Below are 14,335 nucleotides of genomic sequence, written 5' to 3'. Positions count from 1 at the left end.
GGGGCTGGCCGAGGACGCCATCTTGGCCTCCAATCTGGCGCAGGCGAAGGCGATCTGGGCCGTGAGGCACAGCGTCTCCGAAGGCAACAAGCGCAGCGGCTATGTGGTGTCGCATGACAGCGTGGTGCCGCTGGAGCGTCAGGCGGCGTTCGTCAACAATGTCCAGGCACGGATCAAGGCGGCCGTCCCGCATGCCAACGTCGTGATGCACGGTCATATCGGGGATGGTAATATCCACGTCGTGGCCCTGATCGATCGGGTGCATTGCCAGGACGGGGATGCGACGGCGAGGCTGGTGGCTGAGATCAACGAAATCGTCGATGACGAGACCGCGGCGCAGGGCGGGGCGATCAGTGCCGAGCACGGCATCGGCATCACCAACCGCGGCAGGCTTGCGCGGGTCGCCGATCCGCTCGATATCGAGCTGATGCGCGACATCCAGCGATTGCTCGATCCGAACGGGTTGATGAATCCCGGCAAGATCTTTGGCGCGGGAGCGAGATGACAATGACGAGCGTCCGGCTGCTTGCTGATGACCTGACCGGTGCGCTCGACACCGCCGCGGAGTTCGTCGGCCTGTGCGGACCGTTCGACGTCACCTGGGCCGGCACGTCTGTGCCGCAAGCCGCCCCGAGCCTCGCGATCGACAGCGGTACCCGCGAGCGCTCGAAGGAGGACAGCATCGAAATCGTCGGACGGCTGGCGCCGCAGCTCTGCGGAGCGACGATCGCCTACAAGAAGGTCGACAGCCTCCTGCGCGGGGCGTGGGCGGCCGAGCTCGGCGCCTGCCTGCGCAGCGGCCCCTGGGCATCCTGCGTGGTCGCGCCCGCTTTCGATTATCAGGGACGTCGCACCGCGGGCGGCCAGCAATTCGCGCGCACGGTGCAAGGCGAGTGGCATCGTGTCGGCGACAATCTCCTGGCGCAATTGCAGCTCGAGGGTATCGAGGCCCGACAGGGCAGCCCTGATTCGCTTTCGCGAGGCGGCGTTCTGGTCTTCGATGCCGAAAGCGACATCGATCTCGACCGTGTCGTCGAGATGGGGCGGCGCATGCCGGGTCCCGTGCTGTGGTGCGGCAGCGGCGGACTGGCTGGCGCGCTCGCGCGCAGCCATCGTGCCGACGCGCCGGGCCAGTTGAAGCTGCCGGTGCTGGGGCTGTTCGGCTCCGACCAGCCCGCCACCGCCTCTCAGCTGGCTGCATGCGGCGCGGCGACGATTGCGCTTGCGGAAGGCGAGGGCGCAGCGCGCGTCCAGCGCAAGCTGGCCGATGACCGCGTGGCCATGGTCAAATTCTCTCTCGCCGAGGGCCTCGCGCGTGCGGAAGCGGCGCGGCGGATCGCACATGAAATGACGGCGCTGATTGCGGCGCTCGATCCGCCTGGCACGTTGATCGTCGCCGGTGGCGAGACCCTGAAGGCCGCCTGTGTCGCCCTTGGCGCGCACGCGCTGCAGGCGACGGGCCGCATCGTGCCGGGATTGCCGCGTTCGATCCTGCAAGGCGGGCGCTGGGCCGGCGTCGAGGTTGTTTCGAAGTCCGGAGCGTTCGGCAACAGCGAGCTGTGGCGCGACCTGCTCCGGGACAATCACCTGCTCAGGAGTCCGATATGACCTCTCGTCATCTTGCCATCACCATGGGCGATCCGGCCGGGATCGGGCCGGAGATCATCGTCAAGGCCTGTGTCGGATTGAAGGACCGGATCGCAAAGGGCGATCTACGCCTGCTCGTCATCGGCAGCGGCGCGGCGCTGGAAGGCGCGAGACAAGCGCTCGGCGCCGATGTTACGATTCCGGAGGTCGCGGCCGACGATCGCGAATGGCCCAATCTCTGCTACCTGCAGGCCGACGCCGAGGGCGACCCGATCAAGCCGGGCGTGCTCAGCGCTGATGGCGGCCGCTTCGCCTACAAGGCGATCGAACAGGGCGTGCGCCTCACTCAAGCCGGCCGCACCGCGGCGATCGTCACCGCGCCGCTCAACAAGGAAGCGCTGAACAAGGCCGGCTATCATTTCCCCGGCCATACCGAGATGCTGGCGCATCTCACCGGCGTGCGCGGCTCGGTGATGCTGCTCGCCCATGGCAACATGCGCGTCAGCCATGTCTCGACCCATGTTGCGCTGGAGGACGTGCCGAAGCGCCTGACGCCGGAGCGCCTGCGCTTGGTGATCGACCTCACCAACGACGCGCTGCGCCGGCTCGGCATCGCCAGGCCCAAGATCGCCATCGCCGCGCTCAATCCGCATGCGGGTGAGGGCGGCCTGTTCGGTCGGCAGGATATCGACGTATCTGCGCCGACGATCGCAAAAGCGGTCGCCGACGGTCTCGACGTCGTTGGTCCGGTGCCGGGTGATACCATCTTCGTCAAGCTGCGCGCCGGCCAGTTCGATGCCGCGGTCGCGATGTATCACGACCAGGGACACATCCCCGTCAAGCTGCTCGGCTTCCAGGTCGATCCCGCGACCGGTCGCTGGCAGGAGCTCTCCGGCGTCAACATCACGCTGGGCCTGCCGATCATCCGTACCTCCGTCGATCACGGCACCGCCTTCGACATCGCCGGCAAGGGCATCGCCAACGAGCACAGCCTGATCGAGGCCATCGACTATGCCGAGCGGCTCGCCGCCGGCGCCTCCGCATCGAAGTCATGAGATCGAGCCTATGACCAACGCCTTCACGCCCATCGAAATCCAACGTCCCACCATCCTGGAGTTCGGTAACGGCACGATCACCGCCGCAGCGCGTTTCGCCGAGCGGATCGGCGCCAGGCGGCCGCTGGTGATCTCGGACGCGTTCAATGCTGCCCGCGTCGACATGCTGGCGCTGCCGGGCGCCGTCAAATTGTTCGGCGACGTCAAGCCCGAGCCGGACCTACCGAATCTCGAAAAGGCCGTGGCCATGGCGAAGGAGGCCAGGCCCGACCTCGTCGTCGGCTTCGGCGGTGGCAGCGCGATGGATCTCGCCAAGCTGGTCGCGGTGATGTGTACCTCTGACGTCTCCTTTGCCGACATCGTCGGGCCGGAGAAGGTCGCCGGCCGCAGCGTGGCGCTGATGCAGATTCCGACCACGTCGGGCACCGGCAGCGAGGCCGGAACACGCGCGCTGGTCACCGATCCCGCCAGCCAGAACAAGCAGGCGGTGCAGAGCCGCTTCATGCTCGCCGACATCGCCATCGTCGATCCTGACCTGACGATGACTGTGCCGAAGGACGTGACGGCGGCGACCGGTGTTGACGCGCTGGCGCATTGCGTCGAGGCCTACACCAGCCGCAAGGCGCACCCGACCATCGATCTCTACGCGCTCGAAGGCGCGCGGCTGGTCGGACGCTATCTCAAGCGCGCGGTGGCCGATGGCAGCGACCGTGAGGCGCGCGCCGGTCTTTCCCTGGCCTCGCTCTATGGCGGCTATTGCCTGGGACCGGTGAACACCACAGCAGGCCACGCGGTGGCCTATCCGCTCGGCACGCGCCACCATGTCGCGCATGGGCTCGCCTGTGCGGTGATCTTCCCGCACACGCTGGCATTCAACATGCCTGCGGTGGAAATGAAGACGATCGCCGTGCTGGATGCGCTGGGGCTGCCCGAGCAACGCGATCCGAAGCTCGCGTTCGAGGCGACCTGCGCATTCTGCAAGGATCTCGGCATCGAGATGCGGCTGTCCGCACTTGGCGTCCCCAAGAACGACCTCGGCGTGATGGCCGATGAGGCGCACGCCATCCGCCGCCTGCTCGACAACAATCCGCGCGATTTGAGCCGGGATGCGATCCTGAACATGTACGAGGTCGCGTTCTAGTTGCTCGCTGCCGCGCGCGGCCAATCAACAACACAGTGAAGGTAGAGGAAACTTCGATGAGATCGATTTGGCTTGGTCTTGTGTCGGCAGTGCTGCTGGCGGCGTCGCCGGTGCAGGCGCAGGACGCTTATCCGTCCAAGCAGGTGACAGTGATCGTGCCCTTCGCCGCCGGCGGCACCGCCGACATTTTCGCGCGCATGGTCTCGAACCATCTGCAGGTGAAGCTAGGCAAGCCCTTCGTGGTGGAGAATGTCGGCGGCGCCGGCTCGATCCTCGGCGTGACGCGGCTGGCGAAATCTGCGGCCGACGGCATCACGCTCGGGCTTGCCAGCACCTCCGCGCTCGCGATCAATCCCTCGCTCTACGGCCCGAAGCTGAGTTACCAGCCGGACAAGGATCTGGTGCCGGTCGCCCAGATCAGCGTCGTGCCCAACGTGCTCGTGGTGAACCCCAACAAGATCAAGGCGCGCACCGTGCCGGAGCTGATCGCATATCTGAAGGCGAACCCGGACAAGATCTCGTTCGGCTCCGCCGGCGTCGGCACCTCGCAGCATCTCGCGGGCGAGCTGTTTCAGCAGATGACCGGCACCAGGATGGTGCATGTGCCCTACAAGGGCTCGAGCCAGATGCTGACGGACCTGCTCAGCGGCCAGATCGATCTCGCCTTCGACAACGTGCCGCTGCTGCTGCCGCAGGTGAAGACCGGCCAGCTCGCGATGCTGGCGACCGCAACGCCCAAGCGCGCCGACTTCGATCCGCAGGTCCCCGCGGTTGCCGAATTCCTGCCGGGCTTCGAGGCCGTCGCCTGGCACGGTTTCTTCGTGCCGGCGGGCACACCGAAGCCGATCGTCGAAAAGCTCTCGGCCGAAATCCGAGCCTTCATGCAGCAGCCTGAGACGGTGCTGAAGATGGCCGAGCTTGGCGCGACCGCGGTGGCCGTGGATTCGGAGCCGTTCGCGGCCTACATCGCCGCCGAGACGGCGCGCTGGAAGAAGGTGATCGAGGCCGCGAACATCAAGCTGGACTAGGGGCGAGGGCGTTCTTCCCAAGGCTCGTTCCAAGGCTCGTCCTTAGGCCTTTGGCTGTCGCACTTGATCAGTGGATCGCAGCGCTTGCCAGCCTAGGTTCGAGCGGGTAGAACGCTGCCACGCCTGAGCCGTGATTTGCGCCAAACGCGCTTCCGGCCGCAGTCGGACAAATCAGTAGGCTATTGAATTTGTTCGACTATTCCGTTGGGGAATGGTGTAACGGTAGCACAACAGACTCTGACTCTGTTTGTCTTGGTTCGAATCCAGGTTCCCCAGCCACACTCGGCAACCCAATCAACCGCTTGATTCGAACAGGCTTTTCGCCGCAGACGATGGACCGTCAACTCCATCTTGGACCACGTTTGTGGATCATGCAACGTACCCTTCTGCATGCCAAAATTGCCGCTACCAAAGGAGGTTGCGGCAATAGCACGAGGGAATGAGAGTTACTCGAGGATCGAGACGCTGCTAGGCTTGGCGCTACGGTTGCGACTCACAGACCGCTAAGAGACGTGAGGTGAGTGGGGCACAGCGCGGCCAGAATGAACGTTGTCCGGATAGGCGATCTCGATCGCCGAGAGAACTAGCGGATGGCGATCCGAGCGCAAGGCACTCGCGGCAGTGGCATAGAATGCGTTCGCAGCGTCGCCAAGCGCTTAGACGATGCGAGTATAGAGAACCAAACCGTACGACGTCCAACTTGAGATCGACGCCTGCCTACGTGAAGCGGCAGCAAAACCAAAACTTAGGGACGAACTGTGCGGAGCAAATTTTTCTCAGCCAATACGATGGAAGAACGGCAAGATATTTTCGAAGAGTACTTCAACCGAGATTTGGAATCCTACTTTACTTCAGGCATTTCGTGTTGCGAGCACTGCTACGATGACTTTTGCCGCGAATGGCCCGGCACCGCGGCGCGTGACGAACGCTTTCTCAGATCTGGCATTGAAGTGAGCCTTTTTCTAAGCCAGAGCCGGATTGCGGAGGCCTTCTACCCCGAAGAAATCGAATGCTTTGCCAAAGAACTTAGATGCCCGAACTGCTATGCCGTGCTTGACGGAGTGTTTTACATTTTCGAGCACCCGTTCAAGGTGAACGAATTTCATCTCAACTCAATAGCCGATCTCGCACACACCTCGCCATTTCTTCTTCTAAGCCATCCATTCGCTGCGAAGGTCTTCGAGGTGATCACGCGCAAAGCCGTTATCGCAGAAACGCTGCCGTCCAAGTCGATTTGGTATCGTGGGCGGATGGCCCGTGATCTTCCGGCCTCGTCAACGCTAACTGATTTTGGTCCACCGCCCGCCGCGCGGGTTGCCGAAGGTCGCTACAACCATGCTGGTCATTCGATGCTCTACCTAGCAGATTCCCCCACCACTGTTCGGGGGGAAATGCGTACATCCGAGCCTATATGCGTCGCTCAGATTGAGCTCGAATTCTCATGTAAGGTACTGGACCTGATGATCTCCGACGATGTCGGAGACGGCGATGATGAGGTTATTCAGTGCCTTGCGCGCTCCGCTCTATGCGCGGCCCCGCGAAAATCGGAAGGATGGGATAGGCCCGAATACGTATTCACAAGGTTTGTTGCCGATTGCGCTCGCCACGCAGGGTTCGGAGCCATCAAATACGGGTCAGTGCAGTGCAGCGAAGGCGTAAATGTTGTCGTCTTGGAGCCGCCGATTGAATTTGCGTCGGCGGCTCGTCTCATTCAGATCGTTAGAATGTCGGGCTAGTTCTTTCGAGCGCGTCTGCGTTTCGCTTGGCCACCACTATCCCGTTTCGCTTTGAGGCAGCGGCTGGTCACCGACGCGGTTCAGGTGCATAAGCCATCTTTTCCAGGGCCTTGTTTGCCTCGCGACGGCCCAGGTAGGTGCCAAGCATCTCACCTTTGTCGCTGACGTCTTCGACGCGGTGCAGTGTCCAGCGTTTGTCCTTACCCTGCACGATGCGAAAAGCGCGACCATTGCGGCGACAATAGAGAGCTTCGGATTTCTCGATCTTCGTCCACCCACAATCGGCGCCGGATGAGAATCGCTGCTCCAACTTGGCGCGTTCGTCTGCTTTCAATCGACGCCAATTCTCCTCTCGCTCGCGCCTCAATCGATCTTCCTCGCGTTCAATGTGTTCCTGAAGCGCTCCGATGATCGCTCGCATTTCGGTGCCCTGTATTTCCTCTGATCGATACAAGGCGAGACAGCCTTCCTTGAGCTCATCATTCGGATAAGTCGTATATGGCTCCTCCCAGATCGCACGAAGTCGTTGTTCGACGTCTGTTTTCGTCAAAGATGGACCGGGCAATGTATTCAGAAGCGCTCGGAGATGCTCGATCGGGATCCAGCACGGAGCTGCGGCCTTGACAACCTCTTCCCGAGATCTGTCCCATTTCTTCCAAATTGAGCTAGCCCCATCCAGCGCCTGCACGATTTCTCGTGCCAGCTTGTGAATGCTGTTCGGGTCTCGCAGATGCCGCAGCGACGGGCTCTTTACATACTCGAACAATCTGCTGGTTAGCCCCGTAGGATGGTGCGTTCGAACAGACGTCCCGCAACGGTGGCGGGATCCACTGACACGCCAATATTGCGCGCCGCGCTTTCGACAATGGGACGATACCGGTCCATTGCCGCGTCGCCCCTCAGGGCGCGGCCGATCGCCGCCTTCTCACGGTCGGCAAACCGGTCCGACAAGCGCCGAAACAGGCCGTCGAGCTCGCGCGCGTCATCCTGTCCCATCCGTTCAATTTCAGGCTGATCGAAATATTCGATACCGGTCGTTGCCGGCCGAACTTCGTGGCGCCAGACGCAATCGTCGATCCAGCCGCGAACCAGGCCCTCCAGCTCGGCCCGGGTCGGTAACTTTTCGGAGGTGGTCATGGCCTCAATACGCAGAACTAGGTTGAGCGCCCGCCGACGCGCGACCCTAAAATCGGTGGTCTTTAGGCTGCGAATAAGCTCACCTGAGAAACCGAAACCCGCAAGGCGGCGGGGGAATTTCCACCGAAAAAACCAGGTGTGACCGCGGCGTCGGAGGTATCTCGGCATGGGGGCGCGGACTCGGAGTGGACCATAGCGGTGGACCACCGTCTGCCGGCGCCAAAGGCGCCCGAGCCAAGCCATTGATCAGATTCATCTATTTCCGAGTCTGGCTGGGACTCCAGGTTCCCCAGCCAGTTCCGGGCACTTTTCTGAAGACTGATATCGCCGGCTCCGGCTCCGGACCATGAATTGGAAGCCGGCGTGACGCATGGTTGCTCGCGACGGTTTGCCTCAGTGGAAATGGCGGCTTCGGCGCCGGCCCGCCGCACGCTCGGTCGTCCTTGGGACACACAACCCAAGGAGATCCCTGATGGCCTATGTCGATGGTTTCGTACTGGCGGTGCCGAAGGACAAGATCGAGGCCTACAAGGCCCTGGCGCGAACGGCCTGCGCGGTCTGGATGGAGCATGGCGCGCTCGACTATGTCGAGTGCATCGGCGACGACGTGCCTTACGGCGAGCTGACGTCATTTCCGCGCGCGGTGATGGCGAAGGAGGAGGAGATCGTGGTGTTCTCCTGGATCGTCTATCGCGACCGCGAGACGCGCGACGCCGTGAACAAGAAGGTGATGGCGGACCCGCGGCTCAAGCCCGACGACATGCCGTTCGACGGCAAGCGCATGATCTATGGCGGCTTCACCACACTGCTGAGCGCGAGCGGCGTCATGAGTTGAGCGAGGTGGAGCAGGCAGACCCCTAGCCCGGATCAGCGAAGCGACATGCGGGGATGCGGCCGCTGTTGTCCCGGGTGTCGCTTCGCTCACCCGGGCTACATGTTCTTGCACCGGCAATCCTCGTTGGAGTTGTTATCCTGACACCAAGCGACGTCAGATTGAGTTGGCGTATTCGCTGCTCCCTATGCAGCATCGTCGCAGGCCGTTTCACCTTGCCGGTCTCCGGTCGGCATGCCATCCTCCCGCAGCCAGGCATAATCAAACGGAGGCGGGCGTTTCGCCCAGGCTCTCCAAAAAATCTTGGTTGGGGAAACCCTTTGGGAGGTCTTATTTCATGACATTGAAGCACGTCACCGGGCTGCTTTGCGCGGCCGCGATGTCCCTTGCGCTCACGGCTGGTGCGCAGGCGCAGGACAAGGTCGTCAAGATCGGCGTGATCATGCCGATGTCCGGCGGCACCGCCTCGATCGGCGCGCATGCCAAGGCGGCGCTGGATGTCGCAACCGACATCATCAACAATGCCCATCCCGAGCTCGGCAATTTCCCGCTGGCGAAGAACGCCGGACTTGCCGGCCTTGGCGGCGCCAGGGTCGAGGTGATCATCGCCGACAACCAGGGCAACCCCGCAACGGGCCAGAACCAGGCGCTGCGCCTGATCACGGAAGAGAAGGTCGCGGCCGTGTTCGGCTCCTATCAGTCCGGCGTGACGCTGACCTCGAGCGCCATCGCCGAGAAGTACGGCGTCCCATTCCTGAACTCGGAGTCGGTCGCCGCCAACCTGACCGAGCGCGGCTTCAAATGGTTCTTCCGCACCACCCCGATCGCCACCGACTTCGCCAAGATCTATGTCGACTTCCTCGCCGACATCAAGGCGCAGGGCGCCAAGACCGACAGCATCGCGGTGGTCCACGACAACACCGAATACGGCACCTCGGTCGCGAACACGATTTCAGGCACCTTCAAGGAGAGGGGCCAGCCGATCGCGCTCGACGTCGCCTATCCCGTCAACGCGACCGACGTGCAGGGCCAGGTGCTCCAGCTCAAGGACAAGAAGCCCGACGTCGTCATCATGATCAGCTACACCTCGGACGCGATCCTGTTCGCCAAGACCATGCAGTCGCTCGACTACAAGCCGGCCGTGCTGCTGGCCGACGATGCCGGCTACTCCGATCCGTCCTTCACCAAGGCGGTCGGCAAGATCTCGCAAGGCGTCTTCAACCGCTCGTCCTGGGTCGTGGGTCCGGCCGGCTCGCCGTCCGCCATCATCGCGGACATGTACAAGAAGAAGAGCGGCGAGGAGATGGACGACACGGTCGCCCGCCAGATGCAGGGCTTCTTCGTGCTGGCCGATGCGATCGATCGTGCCGGCTCGACCGAGCCCGCCAAGATCCAGGCCGCGCTGAAGGCGACGGACCTCAAGCCCGAGCAGCTCATGATCGGCTACAAGGGCGTGAAGTTCGACGACAAGGGCCAGAACATCCTGGCCTCGGGCGCCATCATCCAGCTCCAGGATGGCGAGAATTACGTCTCGGTGTGGCCGAAGGCGAATGCCGAGAAAGCTCCCGTGCTGCCCTACAAGGGCTGGTGACATTGCCTGAAGGCGGGGCACGCGCCCCACTTTTCTCAAACTGATTTGATCAGAGCAGCGCGGCTCATGTCCTTCGTCCTCGTGCAGGTGATCGTCGGCGGGCTTCTGCTTGGCGCCGTCTACGCCCTGTTTTCCTCCGGCCTCACGCTGGTCTGGGGCATGATGAACATCGTCAATTTCGCGCATGGCGACTTCGTCATGCTCGGCATGTATGTCGCCTATGTCGTCTACACGCTGATGGGGGGAGGGCCGATCCTCGGCGCGCCGCTGGCGACGCTGGTGCTCGCCACCCTCGGCGTCGTGGTCTATTTCGCCCTGATCCGCGGCATCATGAAAGGGCCGATGCTGGCGCAGATCCTCGGCACCTTCGGCCTCGCGCTGCTGCTGCGCTATTCCGTGTTCTGGTGGTTCGGCGCCAACTTCCTGTCGATGCCGCCGAACATCGTGGGCGGCACCTATGCCTTTGCCGGCCTGCGGATCGAGGCCTCGCGGCTGCTCGCCGGTGTCGTCGCGCTCCTGGTGACGCTTGGCCTGCATCTGTTGCTGACGCGCACCTCGCTGGGCTCGAAAATGCTGGCGGTGGCGGAGGATCAGACCGCGGCCCAGCTGATGGGCATCCGGCCCGACACCATGCAGGCGATCGCCTGGGCGATTGCGGCGGGCGCCACGGGCCTCGCCGGCGCGCTGATCGCGAACTTCTTCTACATCGTGCCGACCGTCGGCGAGACCCTTGGCATCGTCGCCTTCGTCACGGTGTCGCTCGGCGGCTTCGGGAGCGTGCCTGGGGCGCTGGTTGCGGGCCTTCTGATCGGCGTCATCGAGTCGCTGTCGGGCTATCTGATCGGCGCGATCTACAAGGACATCGTCGTCTACGTCCTGTTCCTGTTCTTCCTCTGGTTCAGGCCACAGGGCCTGATGGGGAAGATGTGATGCGGCGCTGGATCTGGCTCTCGGTCGTCGTAGCCTTCGCGATCGCCTATCCGCTGCTGTTGTCCTCGCCGTTCCAGCAGCGCCTCGGCGCGCTGGTGCTGCTCTATGCGATTGCCGCCTCGGCTTGGAACATCGTCGGCGGCTATGCCGGGCAGGTGTCCGTCGGGCACGTCGTGTTCTTCGGCTGCGGCGCCTATGCGGCGATGGGCGCTTACGCCAAGTTCGGCCTGTCGCCGCTGTTCGGCATTCCCGGCGGCATCGTGCTGGCGGTCGGCCTCGCCGCGATCGTCGGCGTGCCGACGCTGCGGCTGTCCGGGCATTATTTCAGCATGGCGACGATCGCGGTCGCCGAAACGATGCGGCTGATCGTAACCAACACCGAATGGCTTGGCGCAGCCGTCGGTCTCTCAGGTCCGACCGTGCCGCGCAACATCTTCGATCTCTCGTTCCTGTCGGCGCTGCCGTATTACTATCTCTTCCTCGCCATCCTCTCGATCACGCTTGCGATCACCTGGTGGATGACCAACAGCCGGATGGGTTTCTACCTGCGCGCGATCAAGGATTCAGAGCGCGCCGCGCGCTCGCTCGGCGCGCCCGCCAGCCGCACGAAACTCTACGCCTACATGCTGAGCGCGGCGCTGACCAGCGTTGCCGGCGCGCTCTATGCAATGATGTTCGGCTTCGTCGATCCCGAGTCCGGGCTCGGCATCCTGATCTCGGTGAAGATCCTGATCATGGCGGCGCTGGGTGGGGCAGGGTTGCTGTTCGGGCCGCTTGTCGGCGCTGCGATCCTGGTGCCGCTGGAGGAAATCTCCAACAGCTGGCTCGGCGGCAAGGGCGCAGGCCTTACCTTCGTGGTCTATGGCGCGATCATCGTGCTGATTGCGCGCTTCCAGCCCGGCGGCCTGCTCAGCCTGCTCACCCGCCGCAGTCGGTCCAAGGTTGATACGGGAGCCGGCTATGCTCCTTGAGGCACGTGGAATCACAAAGGCGTTCGGCAGCTTCAAGGCGGTGGACGACGCCTCCGTGACCCTCGAGCAGGGCGATATTCTCGGCCTGATCGGCCCGAATGGCGCTGGAAAATCCACCTTCTTCAACTGCCTCACCGGCGACCTTAAGGCCACCTCCGGGCGCGTGCTGTTCGAGGCGACTGACATCACCGACTTCACGCCGGAGCAGCGTGCCGGGCTCGGGCTCGCGCGCACCTTCCAGGTGCCGCAGACCTTCGAGGGCATGACGGTGCTGGAGAACGTCATGATTGGCGCTTTCCTGCGCACCGCGCATCGCAAGGAGGCGGAGACCAGGGCGCGAGCCGTGCTGGAGCGCGTCGGCATGAGCCGCCTTGCGGAGGCGCCGGCGCGCTCGCTCGGCACCCCCGGCCGCAAGCGGCTGGAGATCGCACGCGCGCTTGCGACCGAGCCGAAGGTGCTGCTGCTCGACGAGGCCATGGCCGGCCTCAACGCACATGAGGTGAGGCTCGCAATTGATCTCGTCCGCGACATCCATCGCTCCGGCATCACGCTCGTCATCGTCGAGCACATCATGGAAGTGATCATGTCGCTGGCAAGCCGCGTGATGGTGTTCCACCAGGGCAAGGAGATTGCGCGCGGCTCGCCGCAGGAGGTGACATCCAATCCGGCGGTGATCGCGGCCTATCTCGGCACGCGTGCCGCGAAGGCGGCTGCCGGCCACACGCCGGTCGAACTGATGGGCGGGCCGGACCCATGAGCGGGGCGCTGCTCAGGATCGAGCACCTCGAGGTGCGCTATGGCGACCTCATCGGCGTCTCCGATGTCTCGCTGGAGGTGCCGGAAGGGAGCGTCGTTGCGCTGCTCGGCTCCAATGGCGGCGGCAAGACTACGACGCTGAATGCGATCGCCGGTCTCATTCCCGTGCATTCCGGATCGATCAGTTTTCGCGACGAGGAGATCGCGGGACAGAAGGCTTTTGCGATCGTGCGCAAGGGCCTCGCGCTGTCGCCGGAGGGCTGGCGGCTGTTCGTGCAGCAGAGCGTCGAGAACAACCTCATGCTCGGCGCAACGCCGCTGCACGACAAGTCGCGTCAGGCGACGCTGCTGGAGCGCGTCTACGAGATCTTCCCGCGCTTGAAAGAGCGCCGCAACCAGCGCGCCGGCACCATGTCCGGCGGCGAGCGGCAGATGCTCGCGGTCGGTCGCGCGCTGATGAGCGACCCGAAGCTGCTGATGCTCGACGAGCCCTCGCTCGGCCTCGCGCCGGCGGTGGTCGAATCCATGTACGAGACCTTCGGTCGCCTGCATCGCGAGGGCCTGACCATCCTGCTCGCCGAGCAGTCGATCGAGCTGGCACTGGAAGTCTCGGACTTCGCCACCGTGCTCCAGGTCGGCAAGAGCGTGCTGTCGGGCACAGCGGCCGCGCTCGCCGAGGACCCGCAGGTGCAGAAAGCCTATCTCGGCGTGGACTGACTGAGCTACGCCTGGAGCAGCAACAATGGGCAGCCGGCGAGCGGAATTTCCATCTCTTTCGACCGAAGCAAGGGGCGTCGCCGTATCCGCGCCGTCATTGCGAGCGTAGCGAAGCAATCCAGACTGCCTCCGCGGAAAGATTGCTGGATTGCTTCGCGAAGCCCGTCATCGGACCGCGCTTTGCGCGGACCCGTTGGCTCGCAATGACGAGATGAGAGAAGCGTGTACTCCAGCGGGAAACGGGAGCAGCCCTTACTTGATCTTGTCGTAGGCCGCCGCGAAGTCGCCGAGCGGCACCGGGATTGCGATCGTCTCCTTGGCCATGTTCTGGAAGGAGACCTTCAACTGCTTGCCTGCCTTCAAAGCGCTCAGCAGGTCCGCCGCGATCGGCGTCGAGGCGTAGCACCCGCGGCTCTCGCAGGTCTGGATCTGCAGATCGACCGTCTTGCCCTCGTCGACCTGGAGCTTGGCGCCGACGGGCAGGTTGAGGCCGAGCGGCAATTGCAGCAGCGCAATGGGCGTACGGGTGTCGGGCGCGATGCGGATGTTGATCAGGACGACGGTCTGGCCGGTCTTGGTCAGCACCGCGTTCTGCTCCATCGCGCATTCGAGCGGCGCCTCGCGGCTGGCGCTGGTGCAGCGGACGATCCAGCCGGGCTGTCCGGGAGCGCCGTCAGCCTGCGGCTGCGTCGGGGCAGGCGTCGGCTGTGCCGCGGGAGCGGGAGGAGCCCCATTCTTCTTGGCGCCCTGCTGGGCCTGCGCGGCGCCCGCCGACAACAGGAGGGCCGCGGCGAGGGCGGCAAGTCTGGATTGCATGGGCATGGCGAAACCGCGTTGGCGTGAACCAGGGGTCT

At 63.8% G+C, this 14,335-nt stretch carries 15 protein-coding genes, 1 tRNA gene and 1 pseudogene; 13 read left to right on the top strand and 4 right to left on the bottom strand.

The window, feature by feature from the left end:
- The 7 genes from A5906_RS44985 to A5906_RS25895 all read left to right on the top strand — a co-directional run.
- On the top strand, positions 1-505 hold a 505-nt coding region (locus A5906_RS44985; RefSeq protein ID WP_283807729.1), incomplete at its 5' end, for an FAD-linked oxidase C-terminal domain-containing protein.
- 2 nt (positions 506-507) lie between these two features.
- Positions 508-1,608, top strand: coding sequence for a four-carbon acid sugar kinase family protein (locus A5906_RS25920; RefSeq protein ID WP_080138079.1), 1,101 nt, complete (start codon positions 508-510; stop codon positions 1,606-1,608).
- On the top strand, positions 1,605-2,642 hold the full coding sequence (gene pdxA / locus A5906_RS25915; RefSeq protein WP_080138078.1) for a 4-hydroxythreonine-4-phosphate dehydrogenase PdxA: 1,038 nt from the start codon (positions 1,605-1,607) through the stop codon (positions 2,640-2,642). The genes A5906_RS25920 and pdxA overlap by 4 nt, the downstream gene beginning before the upstream one ends.
- Positions 2,643-2,652: 10 nt before the next feature.
- Entirely contained in the window at positions 2,653-3,783 is a 1,131-nt protein-coding gene (locus A5906_RS25910) for an iron-containing alcohol dehydrogenase (RefSeq protein WP_245326894.1), read from the top strand.
- 56 nt (positions 3,784-3,839) lie between these two features.
- The gene (locus A5906_RS25905; protein WP_080138076.1) at positions 3,840-4,811 is read left to right on the top strand and encodes a Bug family tripartite tricarboxylate transporter substrate binding protein; all 972 of its coding nucleotides are present in this window, start codon (positions 3,840-3,842) and stop codon (positions 4,809-4,811) included.
- 205 nt (positions 4,812-5,016) lie between these two features.
- Positions 5,017-5,090 (top strand) — tRNA-Gln (locus A5906_RS25900).
- Positions 5,091-5,569: 479 nt separating this feature from the next.
- The gene (locus A5906_RS25895) at positions 5,570-6,547 is read left to right on the top strand and encodes an RES family NAD+ phosphorylase (RefSeq protein ID WP_136615482.1); all 978 of its coding nucleotides are present in this window, start codon (positions 5,570-5,572) and stop codon (positions 6,545-6,547) included.
- Between the two features lie 67 nt (positions 6,548-6,614).
- On the opposite strand, the gene A5906_RS25890 is transcribed toward A5906_RS25895, so the two are convergent.
- The 3 genes and pseudogenes from A5906_RS25890 to A5906_RS46415 form a co-directional block, all read right to left on the bottom strand.
- Positions 6,615-7,313: a hypothetical protein gene (locus tag A5906_RS25890; RefSeq protein ID WP_080138074.1), complete on the bottom strand. Its 699-nt coding sequence runs from the start codon at positions 7,311-7,313 to the stop codon at positions 6,615-6,617.
- An 8-nt stretch (positions 7,314-7,321) separates the two neighbouring features.
- Positions 7,322-7,684, bottom strand: coding sequence for a hypothetical protein (locus tag A5906_RS25885; protein ID WP_080138073.1), 363 nt, complete (start codon positions 7,682-7,684; stop codon positions 7,322-7,324).
- A gap of 9 nt (positions 7,685-7,693) precedes the next feature.
- Positions 7,694-7,852: pseudogene (locus A5906_RS46415) on the bottom strand (DUF6538 domain-containing protein); the annotation flags it as partial.
- Positions 7,853-8,156: 304 nt separating this feature from the next.
- Between A5906_RS46415 and A5906_RS25880 the strand changes: the two are divergent.
- From A5906_RS25880 to A5906_RS25855, 6 genes are all read left to right on the top strand, one after another.
- Positions 8,157-8,519, top strand: coding sequence for a DUF1428 domain-containing protein (locus A5906_RS25880; RefSeq protein WP_080138072.1), 363 nt, complete (start codon positions 8,157-8,159; stop codon positions 8,517-8,519).
- Positions 8,520-8,853: 334 nt separating this feature from the next.
- Entirely contained in the window at positions 8,854-10,107 is a 1,254-nt protein-coding gene (locus tag A5906_RS25875; protein ID WP_080138071.1) for an ABC transporter substrate-binding protein, read from the top strand.
- Positions 10,108-10,173: 66 nt separating this feature from the next.
- Positions 10,174-11,037, top strand: coding sequence for a branched-chain amino acid ABC transporter permease (locus A5906_RS25870; protein ID WP_080138070.1), 864 nt, complete (start codon positions 10,174-10,176; stop codon positions 11,035-11,037).
- Positions 11,037-12,008 carry a branched-chain amino acid ABC transporter permease gene (locus A5906_RS25865; protein WP_080138069.1) on the top strand — a complete coding sequence of 324 codons (972 nt, stop codon included), beginning with the start codon at positions 11,037-11,039 and terminating at the stop codon, positions 12,006-12,008. The genes A5906_RS25870 and A5906_RS25865 overlap by 1 nt, the downstream gene beginning before the upstream one ends.
- Positions 11,998-12,765 carry an ABC transporter ATP-binding protein gene (locus A5906_RS25860; protein WP_080138068.1) on the top strand — a complete coding sequence of 256 codons (768 nt, stop codon included), beginning with the start codon at positions 11,998-12,000 and terminating at the stop codon, positions 12,763-12,765. The genes A5906_RS25865 and A5906_RS25860 overlap by 11 nt, the downstream gene beginning before the upstream one ends.
- Positions 12,762-13,481: an ABC transporter ATP-binding protein gene (locus A5906_RS25855; protein ID WP_080138067.1), complete on the top strand. Its 720-nt coding sequence runs from the start codon at positions 12,762-12,764 to the stop codon at positions 13,479-13,481. Before A5906_RS25860 ends, A5906_RS25855 begins: the two co-directional genes overlap by 4 nt.
- A 252-nt stretch (positions 13,482-13,733) precedes the next feature.
- On the opposite strand, the gene A5906_RS25850 is transcribed toward A5906_RS25855, so the two are convergent.
- The gene (locus tag A5906_RS25850; RefSeq protein WP_080138066.1) at positions 13,734-14,303 is read right to left on the bottom strand and encodes an invasion associated locus B family protein; all 570 of its coding nucleotides are present in this window, start codon (positions 14,301-14,303) and stop codon (positions 13,734-13,736) included.
- Positions 14,304-14,335 lie beyond the last annotated feature (32 nt).

Source organism: Bradyrhizobium sacchari (assembly GCF_002068095.1).
Classification (GTDB): domain Bacteria; phylum Pseudomonadota; class Alphaproteobacteria; order Rhizobiales; family Xanthobacteraceae; genus Bradyrhizobium; species Bradyrhizobium sacchari.
Note: the sequence above shows the minus strand (reverse complement) of the source record. Positions and strands in the feature narration are given on the sequence as shown.